Genomic DNA, 19249 nt, shown 5'->3' with positions numbered 1-19249 from the left:
ACTTTCTATATTCCAGATCAGATCAGCATATTAAACAGGTTCACGTCCTTGTTCAATTCGATATACCGAATCCCCTTCCGGTTCATCCGCTCGACCAGCGGCAAATAATCCTCTTTATGCATGAGCTCGATTCCGACCAGTGCCGGGCCGTTCTCCTTGTCGTTCTTCTTCGTGTATTCGAAACGGGTAATATCATCGTCCGGTCCCAGCACATCCTGCAGAAATTCGCGCAGGGCGCCTGCACGCTGCGGGAAATTGACCATAAAATAATGCTTAAGCCCTTCATACATCAAGGAGCGTTCCTTAATCTCCTGCATCCGATCGATGTCATTGTTGCCGCCGCTGACGATACATACGACCGTTTTACCCTTGATCTGCTCCCGGTACATGTCCAGTGCGGCGACAGGCAGCGAGCCTGCCGGCTCCACCACGATGGCACTTTCGTTGTAGAGCTCCAGAATGGATGAGCAGGCTTTTCCCTCCGGCACCTTCACAATGTCGTCCAATACGTTGGAACAAATGCTGTAGGTCAGCTCCCCGACACGCTTGACGGCTGCACCGTCGACAAATTTATCGATTTCCTCCAAAGTTACGACACCGCTACGGTCCAGCGCCTCACTCATCGAGGCCGCACCCAGCGGCTCCACACCAATGACCTTGGTTGCCGGGCTGACGGTTTTGATATAAGTACCTACACCGGCTGCCAGACCGCCGCCGCCGATCGTGACAAACACATAATCCGCAGGAACATCCAGGCTCTCCATGATCTCCATGCCGATCGTACCGTTGCCGGCAACAATTTTCGGCTGGTCAAAAGGATGAATAAACGTCATGCCCTGCTCTTCACACGTCTTGATGGCTTCTTCGTATGCGTCATCAAAAGTGTCCCCCGTCAGAATGACCTCAACGCTGGTACCGCCGAAACGGCGCACCGCTTTGACCTTCTGGTTGGGTGTAGTGCTGGGCATGTAGATCTTGCCATGGATACCGAGAGCATTGCAGGAAAAAGCGACTCCCTGGGCATGGTTGCCTGCGCTGGCGCAGACAATGCCTTGGCTTAACTCCTCTTCCGTGAGGCTGCGGATCATGTTATAGGCTCCACGAATTTTGAAGGAACGAACAACCTGCAAATCCTCACGCTTCAAATAAACGTCACAGCCATATTTGGCCGACAGCATCCCATCCCGCTGCAGCGGCGTCCGCACAATCACCTCGCGCAGCATATGATGCGCACGCACGATATCTTCCATTCCCACCGATTGCTCCCGCCGGGTAGTATGCTCAGTTTTCATAAAGTTTCCCCACACTCCACTTACTTATATGTCTATTTTATAAATCAGTTATGCTAGAATACCGTTTCCGTTATCATACCACGTTTATCACCAGAATGCGTAAAGACAACGCGCCTTTTTGGGGCAGCAAAAAACGGGCCGGGTCGTGCAATCGCCAGCTAGGGAGTTACAGCGAACCCGTAACAGGAAGCAATTGTGCAGAAAACCGCCTATCGGCTGGCATGTGCTGCCTGATCGGCGGTTCGGATATTTTTCGTTAAACTGAATAATTGTCTGCAAACCAGCGTGCGGCAGCTTCCACCTCTGTGCGTGTCAACTGATGGCCGTGGCGTTCCCAGTGCATATGCACGTCAGCGCCCGCGCCTTCCAGCATTGCATGCAGCTCCTCCGTGCCCTGCTTCGGAATCATCGGATCATTCTCCCCTGCGCCGATAAACACCGACAAGTCCTTCAGATCCGGGAGCTGAATATCACGGAGCGGGACCATCGCATGATGCAGGATTGCGCCGCGCAGCACCTCCTTCTCATGGAAAATCATGCTTGCCGCGATATTCGCGCCATTCGAATACCCGATGGCCACCACGTTGCGCCGGTCAAACGCATAACGTTCCGCAGCTTCGTCTACAAAAGCCGACAGCTCCTTCGTCCGTTGGACGAGATCCTCCAGATCGAATACTCCCTCAGCCAGCCGACGGAAGAAACGTGGCATTCCATTCTCCAGCACATTTCCTCTTACGCCCAGGACGGATGAGCCCGGTGATACCAGCTCCGCCAACGGCAGCAGGTCATGCTCGTTACCCCCAGTTCCGTGCAGCAGCAGCAGGACAGGCGCATCAGGGTTGTTTCCTTTGCGGAATATATGATTCATAACAAACGGCCACCTTTCAATTCGTTTTAATATTAAGATTCTTATATTTGTATTATACATGAGATAAGGCAGCGAAACAAACACAAATCCTATTCTCCCCGAAAACAAGCAAAAGCGTCCAGCTCCGGTTACTTTCTTCAATAACGGAAGTGAACGCTTTGTTATAAAGCCCTGTTCAAGGTGCCAGCGCTGCAGGCCTGTCGGGATTATGCGCCGCATCCTCTTCATCAGCAGTTGCTGCAGGACATTCGTCCTTGGATAGAAGACGTCGTTGTACGTGCTTAACAATCTGCAGTAAGTCACCTGAAGGTGACTTGATGAAGAAATAGTGCCTCCTTGTGGGAGTCTGACGCGGGTTTTATACTGGGGCCATACCCGGGTTGAGCTAATCGCGATTAGAATTATAATCTTTGGAGGACAAAAAGGATGCACACACGCAAACTTGGAAATAGCAACGTGGAATTGTCGGCCGTCGGTCTGGGCTGTATGGGGATGTCGTCAGGCGTGTATGGAAATGCTGATCGGCAGGAGAGCATTGCAACGATTCATGCCGCGATGGAGGCTGGTATTACGCTGCTGGATACCGGAGATTTCTACGGGTCCGGTCATAATGAAATGCTGATTAGCGAAGCGCTGCAAGGGAAGAAGCGAGAGCAGGCTTTTATCGCCGTGAAATTTGACGTTTTGCGCGATCCCCATGGCGGTTTTGGCGGTGTCGACGGCCGGCCGGCGGCCGTGAAAAACTTTCTGACCATGACGTTGCAGCGCTTGAACACTGATTATATCGATTTGTACCAGCCAGCCCGGCTGGATCCGAATGTGCCGATCGAAGAGACGGTTGGTGCGATTGCTGAAATGGTACAGGCAGGATATGTGCGGCATATCGGACTATCTGAAGTAGGCGCAGATACGATCCGACGCGCGCATGCTGTACATCCGATATCCTGGCTGCAAATTGAATATTCACTCTTCAGCCGTGGCATTGAACGGGAGGTCCTGCCCGTATTGCGAGAGCTAGGGATTTCGCTGAATCCCTACGGAGTTCTGGACCGTGGACTCCTAAGTGGAACATGGACGAAGGAGCGCTCCGCCAATCCGGGCGATTTCCGGGTGTCTGGCCCGCGCTTCCAGGGGGATAATTTGGAGCGTAATCTAGAGCTTGTCGAAAAGCTGCGCAGAGTGGCTGAAGCACGCGGAATGAATGCTGCGCAGATGGCGATCGCTTGGGTGCTCGGACAAGGGAAGGACATCATTCCGCTGATTGGCGCTCGCAAACGACTCCAATTGGATGATGCGCTGCGGGCAGCGGAAATCGATCTTACCTCTGAAGAACTGCAGGCCATAGGCAGCTTGTTTGATCCCAAGGATGTGGCGGGGGATCGCTATGATAAGCATCAGATGGCATTGCTGGATAGTGAAAAATAAGAAGAAGCTCTCAGGATGGTTTTCCTGAGAGCTTCTTCTCGGATTGGGCTTTACGCCTGCGGTGGTTGGCACCCCATTCAAACATGGCGTCAAACATTGGAACCAGCGTTTCCCCGTAAGGAGCCATGGAGTACTCTACCTTAGGGGGGTTATCCGGAATAACATTCCGGATAACCAATCCGTCTTCTTCCAGCATACGCAGCAGCCTCTCTTCCGTGCCCGTGTCGGGTACTGGGACAAAGAAGCACTTACACCAATGCTTTCGCTGCAATATCCGTACGATTCTGTTTTCCTGCAAAAGTAATACGCTCCGCCTGTTCATACGCCTTGGCGCGAGCGGCTGCGATATCACGGCCTAATCCCACAACACCCAGCACACGGCCCCCGTTCGTCACCCATTCACCGGCCTCATTTACGGCTGTTCCGGCATGGAATACGATAGCATCATCCACCTGGTCGAGACCGTGAATCGGCACACCCTTCGGATAAGAGCCCGGGTAGCCGCCGGATGCAAGCACGACGCACACCGCCGCTTCGTCCTTCCACTCCATTTCCACATCAGCAAGGTTTCCATTCACCGCCGCCAGGAAAATGGACAACAAATCCGATTTCAGACGTGGCAGCACCACCTGGGTCTCCGGATCGCCAAAACGGGCGTTGAACTCTACCGTCTTCGGTTTGCCGTCAGGAGAGATCATCAGCCCGGCAAACAGCACGCCTGTAAAAGGTCTGCCTTCCGCAACCATCGCTTTGGCCGTTGGCTTGATGATCGTTTCAATCGCTTCCTCAATGATGGAATCCGCGATATGCGGCAGCGGGGAGTAGGTTCCCATGCCGCCTGTATTCGGGCCTTGGTCTCCATCGAAGACTGGCTTGTGATCCTGCGCGGCCACCATCGGACGCACCGTTTCCCCGTCAACGAAGGACAGAATTGACATTTCCTGCCCCTCCAGAAACTCCTCAATAACAACCTGCGTGCCCGCGTCCCCGAATACCTTGTCCACCATCATGTCGGAGAGCGCCTTTTCAGCCTCTTCCATGCTGTAGGCTACGGTTACCCCTTTACCAGCCGCCAGGCCGTCCGCTTTAATGACAATCGGGATCTTCTGTTCCAGCAAATAAGAGCGTGCCTCATCATAGCTGTCAAATTTACGGTACGCCGCGGTCGGGATATTGTATTTATGCAGCAGATCCTTCATAAACGTCTTGCTGCCTTCAATTTCGGCCGCATTTTTCCGCGGACCGAAGACCGGGATTGCCTTGGCTTCAAAAGCGTCTACAATGCCGACTGCCAGCGGATCGTCTGGCCCGACAACCACGAGACCGACCTGCTTTTCCTCCGCAAAGGCTGTCAGGCGGTCAAACTCGAATACACCAATCGGCACGCATTCAGCCAACTGCCCGATGCCCGCATTGCCTGGTGCGCAGTAAATCGTCCCTGCCTGCGGGCTCTGCTTGAGCGCCCACACAATGGCATGCTCGCGGCCCCCGCCGCCGATGACCAAGATATCCATTCGCTCATTTCCTCCCAGACCGCTTTTAGTGTTTGAAATGACGTACACCCGTGAATACCATGGCGATTCCGTACTGATTCGCCACCTTGATCGACTCCTCGTCCTTGATCGATCCGCCTGGCTGAATCACCGCTGTGATGCCTGCTTTAGCCGCCATTTCAAGCGTATCCCCCATCGGGAAGAAGGCATCTGATGCAAGTACAGCGCCTTTCGATTTTTCCCCAGCCTGCTCAATAGCGATCTTCGCAGCGCCGACACGGTTCATCTGTCCTGCTCCTACACCAACCGTCATATTGTCCGCAGCCAGAACGATCGCATTGGATTTCACATGCTTAACTACTTTCCAGCCGAACAGCAGCTGCTTCAATTCCTCCTCAGAAGGAGCACGGTCGGTTACAACCTGGAGGTCTGCCGGGTCGATGGCATGAACGTCGCTCTGCTGTACGATCATCCCGCCGTCAATGGAGGTCACAACAAACTGGCTGGTACGGTCATGGGCCGAATCGAGCTCTCCCGTATCCAGCAGGCGGATGTTCTTTTTCTTGGTCAGAATGTCTAGCGCTTCCTGAGTGAAGCCCGGAGCCAGAATGATCTCCAGGAAAATTTCGCTCAGCTTCGCGGCCGTATCTCCATCAATGATCCGGTTCGCTGCGACAATCCCGCCAAAAATCGAAGTCGGGTCTGCAGCATACGCCTTACTGTACGCTTCATAGATGCTTGCGCCGATGCCCACACCACAAGGGTTCATATGTTTAACAGCCACAACCGCTGGCTCCGTAAATTCCTTGACAATCTGCAATGCTGCGTTGGCATCGTTAATGTTGTTATAGGACAGCTCCTTACCGTGAAGCTGCTTCGCCGTCACCAAAGTGCCCTCGGCTGCAAGCGGCTTGCGGTAGAAGGCGGCCTGCTGATGTGGGTTCTCTCCGTAGCGCAGATCCTGGATTTTTTCATACGTAACCGTAAAGCGCTCCGGCAGCGGATCTCCCGTTACATTGGAGAGATAGTCTGAGATCAGGGCATCGTAAGCCGCCGTGTGACGGAATACCTTCGCCGCAAGACGCTTGCGTGTGTCCAGCTCCGTATCTCCACCACTGCGGATTTCGTCGAGCACGGTACGGTAGTCGTCGGCGTCCACTACAACGGTGACAAAAGCATGGTTTTTGGCGGCAGAGCGCAGCATAGTAGGACCGCCGATATCGATATTTTCAATCGCATCCTCATAAGTCACATCAGGCTTGGCGATCGTTTCGGCAAAAGGATACAGATTCACGACCACGAGGTCAATATAACCAAGCCCCAGGTCCTTCATCTGGCGCTGATGCTCTTCATTGTCACGAACCGCCAGCAAACCGCTGTGCACAGCAGGATGCAGCGTTTTGACACGTCCATCCATAATTTCAGGAAAACCAGTCACATCGGAGATCCCGATCACCGGAATACCCTCCTTCGACAGCAGGCTGCTGGTTCCGCCTGTCGAAATGATTTCCACACCCATATTGGACAATTCACGGCAAAAATCCACGATGCCCCGTTTATCCGATACGCTGACTAAAGCTCTTTTGATCACGATTTATCCTCCTATCTTTCCAACCCATTACCCGTCAGGAAAATGGGTTGGAAATGCAGCTTCTGCTGCTTTTTTTAAAATCCAAACCCATACCCCGCAAGGCAAAGGGTGAAAGGCAGCTTCTGCTGCTTTTTTTTAAAAAATCCTCACATAATCCCGCTCATTCAACCGCACACTATTTCCCGAGAAATATCGGAATATGACTTGCTTGACCTTCTTGTATTCTGACAAAAAAAGAGCCGGCTGACACAAGACGTCAGCCATGCACTGCGGATTAACGCCGGATGACCGTAACCTTTCTGCCCTCCAGCTTCACCCGTTCTTCCGCGAACCATGAGACCACTTCAGGATATAACGTTCTTTCTTCCGCTTGAATGGCGGCCGTCAGCGACTCCTGCGTAGCTTCCTCCGCGACGGGAACAGCACGCTGGGCGATGATGGGCCCTGTATCCATGCCTCCATCCACAAAATGCACAGTAACTCCGCTGAGCTTCACGCCGTATTGCAACGCTTGTCCGATAGCGTCCTTTCCCGGAAAAGCCGGCAGTAGAGAGGGATGGATATTAATTAGCCGGCCCGTAAAGGCCTCCACCATCACGCTGGAGAGCAGACGCATATAACCAGCCAGTACAACCAGATCGATCTCTTTCTCATGCAAAAGCGCTACCAGCTCACGTTCATAATCTTCCCGCACGGCATAATCCTTGGGTTGGAACGTGTAACATTCAATACCGGTAGCCTGCGCCCGTCCGACCACGGGTGCCGCAGGCTTGTCACATACCAGAAGCCCGATTTCCGCTCCACCGAGCCTGCCTTCTGCAGCGGCATCCGCCAGAGCCTGAAAATTGCTGCCCTGACCCGAGGCAAACACCGCCACCCGGTAAGCTCCCATTACACATCCGCTCCTGTGAAGGTCACCTGTGAGTCGCCCTCTGTCACACGTCCAATCACGTAGGCTTCTTCGCCCTGTTCACGCAGAATCGCCAAGGCGGACTCCACATCCTCCTGATTGACGACCATCACCAGACCAATCCCCATGTTAAAGGTCGTGAACATATCGCGGTTAGAGATGGCTCCCTTGTCCTGCATCAGCTTGAAGATCGGCAGAATCGGCCATGAGCCGTATTCGATATCTACGTTTACGTTATCCGGGAGCACACGCGGGATATTCTCGATAAATCCGCCACCAGTAATGTGAGCCATGCCTTTAACGGTCAGCTTTTCCAGCAGGGCGAGCACAGGCTTCACATAGATTTTCGTTGGCTCAAGCAGCACGTCTCCAAGCTTGCCGTTCAGCCCTTCCACCTCATCCTGCAGGCTGTATCCGCTCTGTTCGAGCAGTAGCTTGCGCACAAGGGAAAAGCCATTGCTGTGTACACCGCTCGACGCTAGACCGATGACAGCATCGCCAGCAGTGATCGTGCTGCCGTTAATCACTTTGCTCTTGTCGACAATGCCTACCGTAAAACCGGCAATATCGTACTCACCCTCGCTGTACATGCCAGGCATTTCGGCCGTTTCGCCGCCGATCAAAGCACAACCGGACTGGTGACAGCCCTCGGCAATCCCGGCCACAATCGCTTCAATCTTCTCCGGAACAACGCGGTCGCAGGCGAGATAGTCCAGAAAAAACAGCGGCTCTGCTCCCTGCACCACAATATCGTTCACACACATGGCCACCGCGTCAATGCCGATCGTGTCGTGGCGGTCCATAGCAAATGCAAGCTTCAGCTTGGTTCCGACTCCGTCGGTTCCGGAGACCAGCACAGGCTCCTCGTACTTGTCTTTATTCAATCCGAATAAGGCGCCAAATCCGCCCAAATCCGTCATCACTTCCGGACGGAACGTGCGCTTCACATGCTTCTTCATCCGTTCTACCGCTTCATTGCCGGCTGCAATGTCAACACCAGCCTGTTTGTATGCGTCGGACACCTCGATAACACTCCTTTTTTAGATCACAGAATTTATTAAACCCGTTAACCTTTTAACAGCTACAGCCGAATTTCTCCTCGCCGTTGAAGTTCACCTGTGTCGGATACTCATTGTCGAAGCAGGCGAGGCAGAGCCCTCCTTTGGGATCGGAGCTGTTATTGCCGCCGACCGCTTCGATCAACCCTTCGAAGCTTAGAAAATGAAGCGTGTCTGCATTAATTTCCTGCCGGATTTCTTCGATAGTCTTGGAGGAAGCGATCAGCTCCCTGCGGTCCGGTGTATCAATGCCATAGAAGCAGGGGTTTTTGAACGGCGGTGAGGTAATGCACACATGCACTTCCGTTGCGCCCGCATCACGCAGCATATTGACGATCCGGCGTGATGTCGTGCCCCGCACGATAGAATCATCGATCATCACCACGCGTTGACCCTCAACGACCCGGCGCACTGCGCTCAGCTTCATCTTGACGCCCTGCTCCCGCAGCTCCTGGCTCGGCTGAATAAACGTCCGTCCCGTATATTTATTCTTAATCATGCCAAGCTCATAAGGAATGCCCGTCTGCTCCGCGTAACCGATCGCGGCGGAAATGCTCGAATCTGGCACCCCGGTAACGACATCTGCATCAATGAAGCATTCCATCGCCATCTGGCTGCCCATCCGTTTGCGCGCCGAGTGCAGATTGGAGCCGTTCAGGTCGCTGTCCGGACGCGCGAAATAAATATATTCCATCGCACATAAGGCCTTGCGGTGCTTGCCGTGTTCGAAACGCTCTTCCCGCAGGCCATCCTGGTCCAGCACCAGCAGCTCGCCAGGCTCAATGTCACGGATCAGCTCCGCCCCGATGGTCTCCAGCGCGCAGGTCTCGGACGCGAAAATATACGCGCCGTTCAGTCGGCCCATCGTCAGCGGACGCAAGCCATGCGGATCGGAGGCAGCGATCAGCTTGTCATTCGTCATGACAAGAAACGCAAAGCCGCCGACAATCTTGTTAAACGCATCCTTGGTCGCTTCGACCAGGTCCTTCGATGAACGGGCAATCAAATGTGCTACAACCTCTGTGTCGCTGGTCGTCTGGAAGATCGAGCCGCTCTGCTCCAGCTCGCGCCGAATTTGCAGCGCATTGACGATATTGCCGTTCGTCGCTACAGCCAGATCACCGTCACGGTACTTGAACACCAACGGCTGGGCGTTGGTCAGCTTGCTGTCCCCGCTGGTGGAATACCGCACATGCCCGATGGCGATATCACCTGCCAAGGAGGCCATAATATCTTTGTCAAATACTTCCTTCACCAGTCCCATGCCGCGATGGTAGTGAAATTCGCTGCCGTCGCTGACGCACATGCCGGCGCTTTCTTCTCCACGGTGCTGCAGTGCATGCAGACCGTAATAGGACAAAGAAGCGGCATCGGGGTGTCTGTACACCCCGAAAACTCCGCATTCCTCTTTTAATTTATCGAATAATCCGTCCTTGCCGGATCCTTCGTTATAATAATCCCCTGTCCAGAGCGTCTGTGCTATTAGTTCATCAGACATGGAATGACATCCTCCCAGGTTTGCTTCAGGCTTTCCACAGATTCTTGTACCCCTGGCTGTCCGTTTACCTCAATCGTCAGGTTAGAGCCTTCTACCTTACCAAGGACAGACACCGGAATGTCCAGCCCACGCAGATACGATTCCAACGCTTCCGCTTGATCAGGCGCGGCTGACAGCAGAATCCGGGATTGGCTTTCGCTGAACAGCGCCACATCCGGGCGGAGATCGGTCGCTACGTTAACCTGTGCGCCCAAACCGCCACTGATGCAGGATTCCGCCAGCGCTACGGCCAAGCCGCCTTCCGCCAGATCGTGGGCGGAACGCACCAAGCCCTGCTGGATTGCGCCCAGCACGCCTTTCAGCAGCTTTTGCTCCGCCTCCAGGTCAAGCTGCGGCGGGCGTCCTTCCGACACGCCATGCACCACCGCCTGGAACTCACTGCCGCCAAGCTCAGCTTTGGTGTTGCCGAGCAGCAGAATGATGTCGCCTTCCGCCTTGAAGCCTTGTGTCGTAATATGATCTGTATCATGCACTAGACCGACCATGCCGACAACCGGTGTCGGATAAATCGCGCCTTTGGCATTCTCGTTGTACAGGCTGACGTTACCGCCGATGACCGGCGTATCCAGCACACGGCAGGCTTCAGCCATGCCGTCCACCGCTTTTTCCATCTGCCAGAAGATATCCGGCTTCTCCGGGCTGCCAAAGTTCAGGTTGTCTGTAATGGCCAGCGGCTCGCCGCCAGAGCAGACGATATTGCGCGCAGCTTCGCTGACCGCGATTTTACCACCGACTTCAGGATCAAGGTAGACATAACGTCCGTTACAGTCCGTTGTCATCGCCAGCCCCTTACGAGTCCCGTGAATCGTCACGACAGCCGCGTCCGAGCCCGGACGAACAGCCGTGCTTGTGCGCACCATGTAATCATACTGCTCATATACCCATTTTTTGCTCGCTACACTCGGAGAGGACAAAATCTTATTCAGCGCTCCGCCAAGATCCTTCTCTTCTTCGTAACGCAGCGTATCTACAGCCGCATTCTGTTCATAATAAGCAGGCACTGCGGACGGCTTGTCGTAAATCGGGCACTCGTCCACAAGCGCATTGACCGGCATGTCGCCGACCACCTCACCGTGGTGGAACAGCCGCAGACGTCCGTCATCGGTCACTTTGCCGACCTTGGCGCAGATGACGCCCCAGCGCTCAAAAATTTCACGCGCCTGTGCCTCATCCTTCGGCTCAACGACAAACAGCATCCGCTCCTGGGACTCGGACAGCATCATTTCGTAAGGCGTCATGCCTTCTTCACGCTGCGGCACCTGATCCAAGTACAGCTCCAGACCGTTGCCCGCCTTGCTCGCCATTTCCGCGCTGGAGCAGGTCAGACCAGCCGCCCCCATATCCTGGATGCCAAGCACGATGCCGCTGTTGATGAGCTCCAGGCAGGATTCCATAACCAGCTTTTCCATAAATGGGTCGCCGACCTGCACCGCCGTACGCTTCGCCTCGGATTCCTCCGTCAGCTCGACGGAAGCAAAGGTCGCACCGTGAATACCGTCACGACCAGTAGGCGGACCTACATAGAACACTGGATTGCCTACACCTTTGGCTACACCACGCTGGATTTTATCATGATCAATCAGGCCGACACACATCGCGTTCACGAGCGGGTTGCCCTCATAGCTCTCGTCAAATACAACTTCGCCGCCGACGGTTGGAATGCCGATGCAGTTGCCGTAACCCGCGATGCCGGATACGACATGCTCAAACAGATATTTGACACGGTCGCTTTCCAGCTTGCCAAAACGCAGCGAGTTCAGCACCGCCACAGGTCTTGCTCCCATCGAGAAAATATCACGGATAATGCCGCCCACGCCTGTAGCTGCCCCTTGATAAGGCTCAACCGCAGACGGATGGTTGTGGCTCTCGATTTTGAATACAACGGCCTGATTATCACCGATGTCCACGATGCCCGCGCCTTCGCCGGGTCCCATCAGAACACGCGGTCCGCTTGTAGGAAAGCGGCGCAGCAGCGGCTTGGAGTTTTTGTACGCGCAATGCTCCGACCACATCACGCTGAACACGCCGATTTCTGTGTAGTTGGGCTTGCGTCCCATGAATTCGCAAATCAGGTCATACTCACTGTCGGATACGCCCATTTGCTGATACAGTTTATGCTCGGCCACCTGTTCTGCCGTTGGTTCCTTAGCGGACACTTGCTGCGCCATGCTTATCCCTCCATGCGTTCAAAATCGATGTGAACATGCGTTTGCCGTCTTCAGAACCGAGTAGCTGATCCACCGCACGCTCAGGGTGTGGCATCATGCCAAGCACATTGCCCTGTTCGTTGCAAATGCCTGCGATGTCTGTAAGTGAGCCGTTCGGATTGCTTTTATACGTAAATACGATCTGGTTATTCGCCTGCAGGCGGGCCAGCGTCTCTTCATCACAATAATAATTGCCCTCGCCATGGGCGATCGGAATGACGATTTCTTCACCTTCCGCATAATCACGGGTGAATGGGGTTGTATGGTTAGCCACCTGCAGCACCGTATCATGACACCGGAACTTCATGGACATATTCCGTCTCAATGCACCCGGCAGCAGACCCGCTTCCGTAAGAATCTGGAAACCGTTGCAGATGCCCAGGATGTACTTGCCCTGCTCAGCCGCCTTGGCCACCTCATTCATAACAGGTGCAAAACGGGAGATCGCTCCACAGCGCAGATAGTCACCATAAGAGAAGCCTCCCGGAACGAGAATGCAATCATAAGCGGACAAATCTGTAGCGGTATGCCAGACATAATCCACCGGCTCGCCCAATACATCTTCAACCGCTTTATAACAGTCAATGTCACAGTTGGAGCCCGGAAATACCAGAACAGCAAATTTCATGGATTCAGTCCTCCAATTCATAACGGTAGTCTTCAACCACCGTATTGGCCAGCAGCTTCTCGCACATGGCAGTCACCCGCTTCTCCGCCTCCGCACGGTCAGCCGTGTCCAACTGCAGCTCCATATACTTGCCGATGCGCAGGCTTTCAACCTCTGCAAAGCCCATCGAATGAAGAGCTCCCTGCACAGCTACCCCCTGAGGGTCGAGTACGCTTTGTTTAATAGTGACATAGACCTTTGCTTTTAACATATTCCTTGAGTTCCTCCTCTGAATGGTGAATCAGAATGTATGAATCGGTATAAGCGTGCCGGTCCTCAGGACGGCGTGGTCAATCGTTTTAAAATATCGGTGTATCTGGCCGTAGTTTCCGCTACAACCGCAACAGGCAGCGGATCAGGCGTGCTGTTTTTGTCCCAATCGGATGCGGCTAGATAGCTGCGTACCGGTTCCTTGTCCATACTGTCGATCTCTATATCCAGCGCATAGTTTTCCTTCGCCCAGAAGCGGGAGGCGTCCGGTGTGAAAATTTCGTCGATCAGGATCACTTCCCCTTCAATCAAGCCGAATTCAAACTTGCAGTCTGCCAAAATAATGCCGCGCTCCTCGCAATACGCTCTCGCAAACTCGTACAGCTCAAGGCTCTTCTGCTCTAGCGCCTCGGTCAGCTCCGCGCCGACCAGCTCCTTCATGCGGTCAAGAGAGATGTCCTCGTCATGTCCGACGTCGTTCTTGGCCGCAGGCGTGAACAGCGGCTCCGGAAAACGCTCGTTCTTGCGCATGCCCTCCGGCAGCGGAATGCCGTTAATTTCGCCGCCCCTCTCATACTGCCGCCAGCCGCCGCCCGTAATGTAGCCGCGCACGACACATTCGATATCGATCCGTTCCGCCTTGCGGGTCACCATGATCCGGTCTTTCAATAGCTCCCGGTCCTTCACAACCGCCCCCAACTTATCAACATCAGTGTGAACGACATGATTGTCTATGATGTGCCTCGTTTTGTCGAACCAGAAGCTGCTGAGCTGATTCAGCACATTGCCCTTCTCCGGAACCGGCGGCTCCAGGACATAGTCAAATGCCGAAATTCGGTCCGTCACGACGATCAGGTAATGCTCGCCCAGATCATACAGTTCACGTACTTTGCCTTTGTACAGCAGAGGTGCGTCAATCAGGTCTACGGCTGTAGACAATGCCATATTTTTACCCTCTTCCCCAAGAGAATTCATATTTCAATCCGCCAGCGCTTTATTAGATCAGGCCAAGCTTCTTAAAGATCGTGTCCACATGCTTCAAATGCCATGCCGGGTTAAAGGCATCCTCGATTTCCTCCGCACTCAGCAGCTCGGTGATCTCCGGCGTGGCTTCCACGATATCGCGGAATTGACGCTGCTCCTCCCATGCCTGCATAGCACGCGGCTGCACCGTATCATATGCCTGCTCACGGCTCATACCTTTGTCGATCAGCTTTGTCATGACACGGCCCGAGAATGGAACACCGAACGTGCGCGACATATTGCGCTTCATATTTTCCGGGAAAACGGTCAGGTTCTTCACGATATTGCCAAAGCGGTTCAGCATGTAATTCAGCAGCATGGTCGCATCCGGCAAAATAATCCGTTCCACGGAGGAATGGGAAATATCGCGCTCATGCCACAGCGGCACATTTTCATAAGCGGAAACCATATGTCCGCGAATGACGCGGGACAGTCCGGAAATGTTCTCGCAGCCGATCGGGTTACGCTTATGCGGCATAGCGGACGAGCCTTTTTGTCCCTTCGCGAAGGCTTCCTCCACCTCACGGAACTCGCTCTTCTGCAAGGCGCGAATTTCTGTGGCGAATTTATCGAGCGATGTAGCGATTAAGGCCAAAGTCGCCATATATTCAGCGTGACGGTCACGCTGCAGGGTCTGCGTGGAGATTGGCGCAGGCTTGGTGCCCAGCTTGCGGCATACAAACTCCTCGACGAACGGATCAATGTTCGCGTAGGTGCCCACAGCACCGGAAATTTTCCCATACTGTACGTTATCCGCAGCATGGCGGAAGCGCTCAAGGTTACGCTTCATTTCTTCATGCCACAAGGCCATCTTCAAGCCGAAGGTCGTAGGCTCCGCATGCACGCCATGCGTCCGGCCCATCATCGGCGTATCTTTGTAGGCCATCGCTTTTTCTTTCAAAATATCGATAAAACGGATAAGGTCCTGCTCCAGAATCTCGTTCGCCTGCTTCAGCAGGTAACCGAGCGCCGTATCCACCACATCCGTGGAGGTCAGGCCATAATGCACCCACTTGCGCTCCGCCCCCAGACTCTCCGACACGGTACGGGTAAAAGCGATCACATCGTGGCGGGTCTCCTGCTCAATTTCGAGAATACGATCGATGTTAAAAGAGGCGTTCTCACGCAGAGCCACCGTATCTTCCTTAGGAATGACGCCCAGCTCAGCCCAAGCTTCGCACGCGCATAGCTCCACTTCCAGCCACGCCTTGAATTTATTTTCCTCCGTCCAGATTGCTCTCATTTCCGGTCTGCTATATCGTTCAATCATAACTGATGATTCCTCCAGATCTTGGTTTGTTCAATCCATTTCAGGCCGTTCTCCACATCATCGCAAAGCAGATTGATATGCCCCATCTTGCGCCCTGTCTTCGCCTCGCTCTTCCCGTAGATATGGAGCTTCGGGATCACGTTCAAGTGTTCGGCGTCAGGGTCCGGCTGCACGGTCCGCGCCACCGCCTGCTCCAAATGCTCGCCGAGCAGATTGACCATCACCACAGGCGTCAGCAGCCTCGTATCCCCGAGGGGCAGCCCGCATACCGCCCGCAGGTGCTGTTCAAACTGCGAGGTGACGCAGGCGTCCATCGTGTAATGGCCAGAATTGTGGGGACGGGGAGCCAGCTCGTTGACGTACAGCTCACCGTTCTCCGTGACGAACATCTCCACTGCCAGCAGCCCCACGGCATCCAGCGACTCGGCAATCGCTGCTGCCAAATGTTGTGCCTGTTCTGCCACCCCGGCCGGTATCCGCGCCGGCACGATGGAAGTGTGCAGGATATTGTTCACATGGATATTTTCCGCAGGTGGAAAAGTACGAATTTCTCCCTGCGTACTCCGTGCGGCAATAACCGAAATTTCGCAGCGGAAATTGACGAAGCCCTCCAGCACCAACTCCGCTCCTGCCAAATCAGCATATGCTGCATTCACTTCTGCTTGGGACCGGATCACCCGCTGACCTTTGCCGTCATATCCTCCTGTAGCTGTTTTCAGCACACAAGGCAATCCAAGCTCCTTAACAGCGGCTTCCATAGACTCCTGGGATGTCACTTCCCGGTATGGCGCGACCGGAACACCCGCGGCTTCAATCGCTTTTTTTTCCCGGATACGATGTTGGGTTGTATACAGCAGCTTGCTGCCTTGTGGGACGTAGGATTCTCGTTCCAGCATTTCGGCAACACCCGCATCCACATTTTCAAATTCATAGGTGATGACATCGCATTGCTCCGCCAAACGACGCGCCGCGCCCATGTCATCATAAGCAGCCGTAATCTGGTTCGCTACCTGACCGCAGGGAGAATCGGGGGCCGGGTCCAACGTAATAAAACGGTAACCCATCGCCGCACCGGACAATGTGATCATTCTCCCTAGCTGTCCACCGCCCAGAATGCCCACGGTTGATCCGGGCTTCAGCACTTTGCCGGCTTCCTTCATAACGTATCACTGCTTTCCAGCACTTCTTGTTGTATGCGGTCTCGTCTGGCCTGCACTCGGCTTCTCACCTGCTCATCGAATGAGCCGATCATCTGCGCGGCCAACAATCCCGCGTTCGTCGCACCCGCTTTACCGATAGCTACCGTAGCCACCGGAATGCCGCCAGGCATCTGTACGATGGACAGCAGCGAATCGAGTCCGTTCAACGCCTTGGACTGTACCGGTACACCAATCACCGGCACCGTCGTTTTAGCTGCTACCATGCCTGGCAGGTGGGCCGCTCCCCCTGCACCGGCAATAATAACCTTGATTCCCCGCTCAACAGCCTGCTCCGCATATTCAAACATCAGATCCGGCGTCCGGTGGGCCGAAACCACTTTTTTCTCATAGCTGATCTGCAGCTCATCCAGTATTTCGCATGCATGCTGCATCGTATCCCAGTCTGATGTGCTGCCCATGATGACGCCTACCTGCACCGACATATCCTTCCACACTCCTATTCATGGCTCCAAAAGGGCAAAAAATCCGGCATCCTCGAAAATATTGCTTCTTCAAGATACCGGACTACTGAAAATAACGCCGAGAGGCACCTTTGCCGAAAGCAACCTGAAAACAAGACAAAGGCAAGCCGAAAAACCGCAAATGCGGTCAGCTTTATTTCCCGTAGTCCAGAAATTTAAGGTTCCCGGGTAGAGACTTCCGGGCCATATTCCCGGATTTATACGAGTTTTCTAAATCAAATTTTAATTAGACCAATCTTCAACAATTCTTTATCTAGTGTACCAATCTGCTACACCCTATGTCAACTTAAAAGGCGAACATTTCCGTTTTACATGTATTTAATGTTCGCCTTCATCTCCTACAAAAAATCCCCCGAATCGTTATACCACAAAGATTCGGGGGAAATGGCATTCTAGCGTATTACTGTTTACTTCACAACCAGTACCGGAATTTGGGCATGCTGCACAACATTATGACTGACGCTGCCCAGCACGAATTCCCGAATACCACCCAGTCCACGGCTGCCGATAATAATGACATCCGACCCGTGCTCTGCCGCATAATCGAGGATGACCTCAGCCGGTGATCCCTGGATGACATCCACAGTGGCTTCTACTCCAGACTGGGTAATTCTATTCTTGACCTCCTCAGACGTCTGGTTGGCCAGGTCATAGTATTCCTTGTTAACCGATGCCGGGATCGGAGCCAATCCCTCGCCAATATAAATACGCGGAAAATCAAAGGCATGCACTACTCGCAGTTCTGCTCCTTCTGTCAGTCTAACTAGCTGCACTGCTTTTTCCAGCGCTTTATTGGCTGCTTTCGAACCATCATACGCCAACAGGATTTTATTAAACATAACCAACCAGCTCCTTCTTTATATAGGTCGCATTGTCCGGTTTTACTATATTTACCCGCAGCGGGCGCTTGTAACCCATCCACTACTCATTCAGAAGATCCATCCTCTGCCCGTTTATCTTAAAAAATAACCATAAAGCAGCGCATTCAGGAACAACAGCAGCGGAATGCCGTATTTGAAGCTGGCATGCTTCGTTTTATGCCTCTTCCGATACATGCCGACCAGAATACCGAGTGCGCCGCCAATGAACGCCAACAGAAATAAAGTTTTTTCCGGAACTCTGTCGCGCTTGCGCCGGGCCCTGTTTTTATCATCAGACATCACAATATAAGCAATGCAGTTGATCACAAAAAGCCAGATAACCAGTGCCGTATGCAATCTTTCCCCTCCCCGAGCGCCATTACGGCTTCCGTTTGTACAAGCTTATTATACTCCTGGGCGGTGAAATGGAACAATGACCCTGTGCACGGTAAAACCGCTCATGATCCGGTATAAACATGGTTATAGTAACAACGAGCCGCGTTTCTCAATTAAAGGAGGATTATTGCATGGACAACACACATGATTATGTAGAAAAGCTGCACGAAAACCAGAAGAAGCAGGCGCATAACCGCAAAAAAGGACATGGTACACCGAGCGAAAAGCTGTCGACCAAGCAGCATTCGAAAAATCCGTGAACGCCTCAACCTTCATCTATTTTATCCAGTGATTGGATCAGACGCTCCGAGAACGAAGCATTCCTACAATCCCTGTTGACCCTTCGGGCCAAAGGGGACCGCTCCGCTTTTCCGGAATTGCTTCGTCCTCTCCGCTGCTTTTGTGCATCCCCCAACTTTTAAAAAAAGGGCCTCAATCTCCACTGTTCAGTGGAATTTGAGGTCCTTTCGGCTGTAAATCGGGCTGTTCCCATGTCATACGAGCACTTGGGGGACAGCCCCTTCATACAAAATTAGGACTCCCGCTTGGGAATGCCGTTCAGGCTGGGAGGGCGGTGAGCTGCCTTCTTCGGATGTACCGTGGTGCTCTCCTCTAGAATGCTCGATTTATTTTGCTGCTCTTTGATCGTTAACGATTTGCGGTGCGGCACAGTAATCACCCCCTGGCTCTTACCATGCCATTTTCCAAGCCGCTTTATACCTTCTCAAGAGCTCGCGCTT

At 53.5% G+C, this 19249-nt stretch carries 20 protein-coding genes and 1 riboswitch; of the genes, 2 read left to right on the top strand and 18 right to left on the bottom strand.

Features of this window, described 5'->3' with window-relative positions; genetic code table 11:
* Positions 1–17: 17 nt before the first annotated feature.
* Together ilvA and OIN60_RS03005 are read right to left on the bottom strand one after the other, a co-directional pair.
* On the bottom strand, positions 18–1292 hold the full coding sequence (gene ilvA / locus OIN60_RS03010) for a threonine ammonia-lyase IlvA (RefSeq protein ID WP_305753399.1): 1275 nt from the start codon (positions 1290–1292) through the stop codon (positions 18–20).
* 256 nt (positions 1293–1548) lie between these two features.
* Entirely contained in the window at positions 1549–2160 is a 612-nt protein-coding gene (locus OIN60_RS03005; protein WP_305753398.1) for an alpha/beta hydrolase, read from the bottom strand.
* Between the two features lie 426 nt (positions 2161–2586).
* Here OIN60_RS03005 and OIN60_RS03000 point away from each other — a divergent pair, with 426 nt between their 5' ends.
* Positions 2587–3585 (top strand): aldo/keto reductase, encoded by a 999-nt coding sequence (locus tag OIN60_RS03000; protein WP_305753397.1) that lies wholly within the window; start codon positions 2587–2589, stop codon positions 3583–3585.
* A gap of 10 nt (positions 3586–3595) precedes the next feature.
* Here OIN60_RS03000 and OIN60_RS02995 read toward each other — a convergent pair whose 3' ends face one another.
* The 15 genes from OIN60_RS02995 to OIN60_RS02925 all read right to left on the bottom strand — a co-directional run bounded on the left by OIN60_RS02995 (position 3596) and on the right by OIN60_RS02925 (position 18470).
* Positions 3596–3781 carry a winged helix-turn-helix transcriptional regulator gene (locus OIN60_RS02995; protein ID WP_305753396.1) on the bottom strand — a complete coding sequence of 62 codons (186 nt, stop codon included), beginning with the start codon at positions 3779–3781 and terminating at the stop codon, positions 3596–3598.
* 52 nt (positions 3782–3833) lie between these two features.
* The gene (gene purD / locus OIN60_RS02990) at positions 3834–5099 is read right to left on the bottom strand and encodes a phosphoribosylamine--glycine ligase (RefSeq protein WP_305753395.1); all 1266 of its coding nucleotides are present in this window, start codon (positions 5097–5099) and stop codon (positions 3834–3836) included.
* 25 nt (positions 5100–5124) lie between these two features.
* A complete protein-coding gene (gene purH / locus OIN60_RS02985) occupies positions 5125–6672 on the bottom strand; it encodes a bifunctional phosphoribosylaminoimidazolecarboxamide formyltransferase/IMP cyclohydrolase (RefSeq protein WP_305753540.1) in 1548 nt (515 codons plus the stop codon).
* A gap of 271 nt (positions 6673–6943) precedes the next feature.
* On the bottom strand, positions 6944–7561 hold the full coding sequence (purN, locus tag OIN60_RS02980; protein ID WP_305753394.1) for a phosphoribosylglycinamide formyltransferase: 618 nt from the start codon (positions 7559–7561) through the stop codon (positions 6944–6946).
* Positions 7561–8601 carry a phosphoribosylformylglycinamidine cyclo-ligase gene (gene purM / locus OIN60_RS02975; RefSeq protein WP_305753393.1) on the bottom strand — a complete coding sequence of 347 codons (1041 nt, stop codon included), beginning with the start codon at positions 8599–8601 and terminating at the stop codon, positions 7561–7563. The genes purN and purM overlap by 1 nt, the downstream gene beginning before the upstream one ends.
* 52 nt (positions 8602–8653) lie before the next feature.
* Positions 8654–10135, bottom strand: a complete 1482-nt coding sequence (purF, locus tag OIN60_RS02970; protein WP_305753392.1) for an amidophosphoribosyltransferase — start codon at positions 10133–10135, stop codon at positions 8654–8656.
* The gene (gene purL, locus OIN60_RS02965) at positions 10120–12363 is read right to left on the bottom strand and encodes a phosphoribosylformylglycinamidine synthase subunit PurL (RefSeq protein ID WP_305753391.1); all 2244 of its coding nucleotides are present in this window, start codon (positions 12361–12363) and stop codon (positions 10120–10122) included. The genes purF and purL overlap by 16 nt, the downstream gene beginning before the upstream one ends.
* Positions 12341–13030, bottom strand: a complete 690-nt coding sequence (purQ, locus tag OIN60_RS02960) for a phosphoribosylformylglycinamidine synthase subunit PurQ (protein WP_305753390.1) — start codon at positions 13028–13030, stop codon at positions 12341–12343. The genes purL and purQ overlap by 23 nt, the downstream gene beginning before the upstream one ends.
* 4 nt (positions 13031–13034) lie before the next feature.
* Positions 13035–13280 (bottom strand): phosphoribosylformylglycinamidine synthase subunit PurS, encoded by a 246-nt coding sequence (gene purS / locus OIN60_RS02955; protein ID WP_305753389.1) that lies wholly within the window; start codon positions 13278–13280, stop codon positions 13035–13037.
* A gap of 65 nt (positions 13281–13345) precedes the next feature.
* Positions 13346–14224 carry a phosphoribosylaminoimidazolesuccinocarboxamide synthase gene (locus tag OIN60_RS02950; RefSeq protein WP_305753388.1) on the bottom strand — a complete coding sequence of 293 codons (879 nt, stop codon included), beginning with the start codon at positions 14222–14224 and terminating at the stop codon, positions 13346–13348.
* A gap of 52 nt (positions 14225–14276) precedes the next feature.
* Positions 14277–15572 carry an adenylosuccinate lyase gene (purB, locus tag OIN60_RS02945; RefSeq protein ID WP_305753387.1) on the bottom strand — a complete coding sequence of 432 codons (1296 nt, stop codon included), beginning with the start codon at positions 15570–15572 and terminating at the stop codon, positions 14277–14279.
* Positions 15569–16732 (bottom strand): 5-(carboxyamino)imidazole ribonucleotide synthase, encoded by a 1164-nt coding sequence (purK, locus tag OIN60_RS02940; protein ID WP_305753386.1) that lies wholly within the window; start codon positions 16730–16732, stop codon positions 15569–15571. Before purK ends, purB begins: the two co-directional genes overlap by 4 nt.
* Complete coding sequence (purE, locus tag OIN60_RS02935; RefSeq protein ID WP_305753385.1) at positions 16729–17214, bottom strand: 5-(carboxyamino)imidazole ribonucleotide mutase; 486 nt, start codon at positions 17212–17214, stop codon at positions 16729–16731. Before purE ends, purK begins: the two co-directional genes overlap by 4 nt.
* A gap of 162 nt (positions 17215–17376) precedes the next feature.
* A riboswitch (purine riboswitch) is annotated at positions 17377–17478 on the bottom strand.
* A 182-nt stretch (positions 17479–17660) separates the two neighbouring features.
* Positions 17661–18092: a universal stress protein gene (locus tag OIN60_RS02930; RefSeq protein WP_305753384.1), complete on the bottom strand. Its 432-nt coding sequence runs from the start codon at positions 18090–18092 to the stop codon at positions 17661–17663.
* A 114-nt stretch (positions 18093–18206) separates the two neighbouring features.
* A complete protein-coding gene (locus tag OIN60_RS02925; RefSeq protein WP_305753383.1) occupies positions 18207–18470 on the bottom strand; it encodes a DUF1294 domain-containing protein in 264 nt (87 codons plus the stop codon).
* Positions 18471–18640: 170 nt separating this feature from the next.
* On the opposite strand from OIN60_RS02925, the gene OIN60_RS02920 reads away from it, so the two are divergent.
* The gene (locus OIN60_RS02920; protein ID WP_305753382.1) at positions 18641–18769 is read left to right on the top strand and encodes a DUF4023 family protein; all 129 of its coding nucleotides are present in this window, start codon (positions 18641–18643) and stop codon (positions 18767–18769) included.
* A 272-nt stretch (positions 18770–19041) separates the two neighbouring features.
* On the opposite strand, the gene OIN60_RS02915 is transcribed toward OIN60_RS02920, so the two are convergent.
* Complete coding sequence (locus OIN60_RS02915; protein ID WP_305753381.1) at positions 19042–19179, bottom strand: hypothetical protein; 138 nt, start codon at positions 19177–19179, stop codon at positions 19042–19044.
* Positions 19180–19249: the final 70 nt, after the last annotated feature.

Source organism: Paenibacillus zeirhizosphaerae (genome assembly GCF_030705605.1).
GTDB lineage: Bacteria > Bacillota > Bacilli > Paenibacillales > Paenibacillaceae > Paenibacillus > Paenibacillus zeirhizosphaerae.
This window is presented reverse-complemented; position numbering and strand designations above follow the sequence as displayed.

Excerpts from the sequence above, each read along its gene's own strand:
- ilvA (WP_305753399.1), bottom strand. The coding sequence starts at position 1,292 with ATGAAAACTGAGCATACTACCCGGCGGGAGCAATCGGTGGGAATGGAA.
- OIN60_RS03005 (WP_305753398.1), bottom strand. The coding sequence starts at position 2,160 with ATGAATCATATATTCCGCAAAGGAAACAACCCTGATGCGCCTGTCCTG.
- OIN60_RS03000 (WP_305753397.1), top strand. The coding sequence starts at position 2,587 with ATGCACACACGCAAACTTGGAAATAGCAACGTGGAATTGTCGGCCGTC.
- OIN60_RS02995 (WP_305753396.1), bottom strand. The coding sequence starts at position 3,781 with ATGCTGGAAGAAGACGGATTGGTTATCCGGAATGTTATTCCGGATAAC.
- purD (WP_305753395.1), bottom strand. The coding sequence starts at position 5,099 with ATGGATATCTTGGTCATCGGCGGCGGGGGCCGCGAGCATGCCATTGTG.
- purN (WP_305753394.1), bottom strand. The coding sequence starts at position 7,561 with ATGGGAGCTTACCGGGTGGCGGTGTTTGCCTCGGGTCAGGGCAGCAAT.
- purF (WP_305753392.1), bottom strand. The coding sequence starts at position 10,135 with ATGTCTGATGAACTAATAGCACAGACGCTCTGGACAGGGGATTATTAT.
- purL (WP_305753391.1), bottom strand. The coding sequence starts at position 12,363 with ATGGCGCAGCAAGTGTCCGCTAAGGAACCAACGGCAGAACAGGTGGCC.
- purQ (WP_305753390.1), bottom strand. The coding sequence starts at position 13,030 with ATGAAATTTGCTGTTCTGGTATTTCCGGGCTCCAACTGTGACATTGAC.
- purS (WP_305753389.1), bottom strand. The coding sequence starts at position 13,280 with ATGTTAAAAGCAAAGGTCTATGTCACTATTAAACAAAGCGTACTCGAC.
- OIN60_RS02950 (WP_305753388.1), bottom strand. The coding sequence starts at position 14,224 with ATGGCATTGTCTACAGCCGTAGACCTGATTGACGCACCTCTGCTGTAC.
- purB (WP_305753387.1), bottom strand. The coding sequence starts at position 15,572 with ATGATTGAACGATATAGCAGACCGGAAATGAGAGCAATCTGGACGGAG.
- purK (WP_305753386.1), bottom strand. The coding sequence starts at position 16,732 with ATGAAGGAAGCCGGCAAAGTGCTGAAGCCCGGATCAACCGTGGGCATT.
- purE (WP_305753385.1), bottom strand. The coding sequence starts at position 17,214 with ATGTCGGTGCAGGTAGGCGTCATCATGGGCAGCACATCAGACTGGGAT.
- OIN60_RS02930 (WP_305753384.1), bottom strand. The coding sequence starts at position 18,092 with ATGTTTAATAAAATCCTGTTGGCGTATGATGGTTCGAAAGCAGCCAAT.
- OIN60_RS02920 (WP_305753382.1), top strand. The coding sequence starts at position 18,641 with ATGGACAACACACATGATTATGTAGAAAAGCTGCACGAAAACCAGAAG.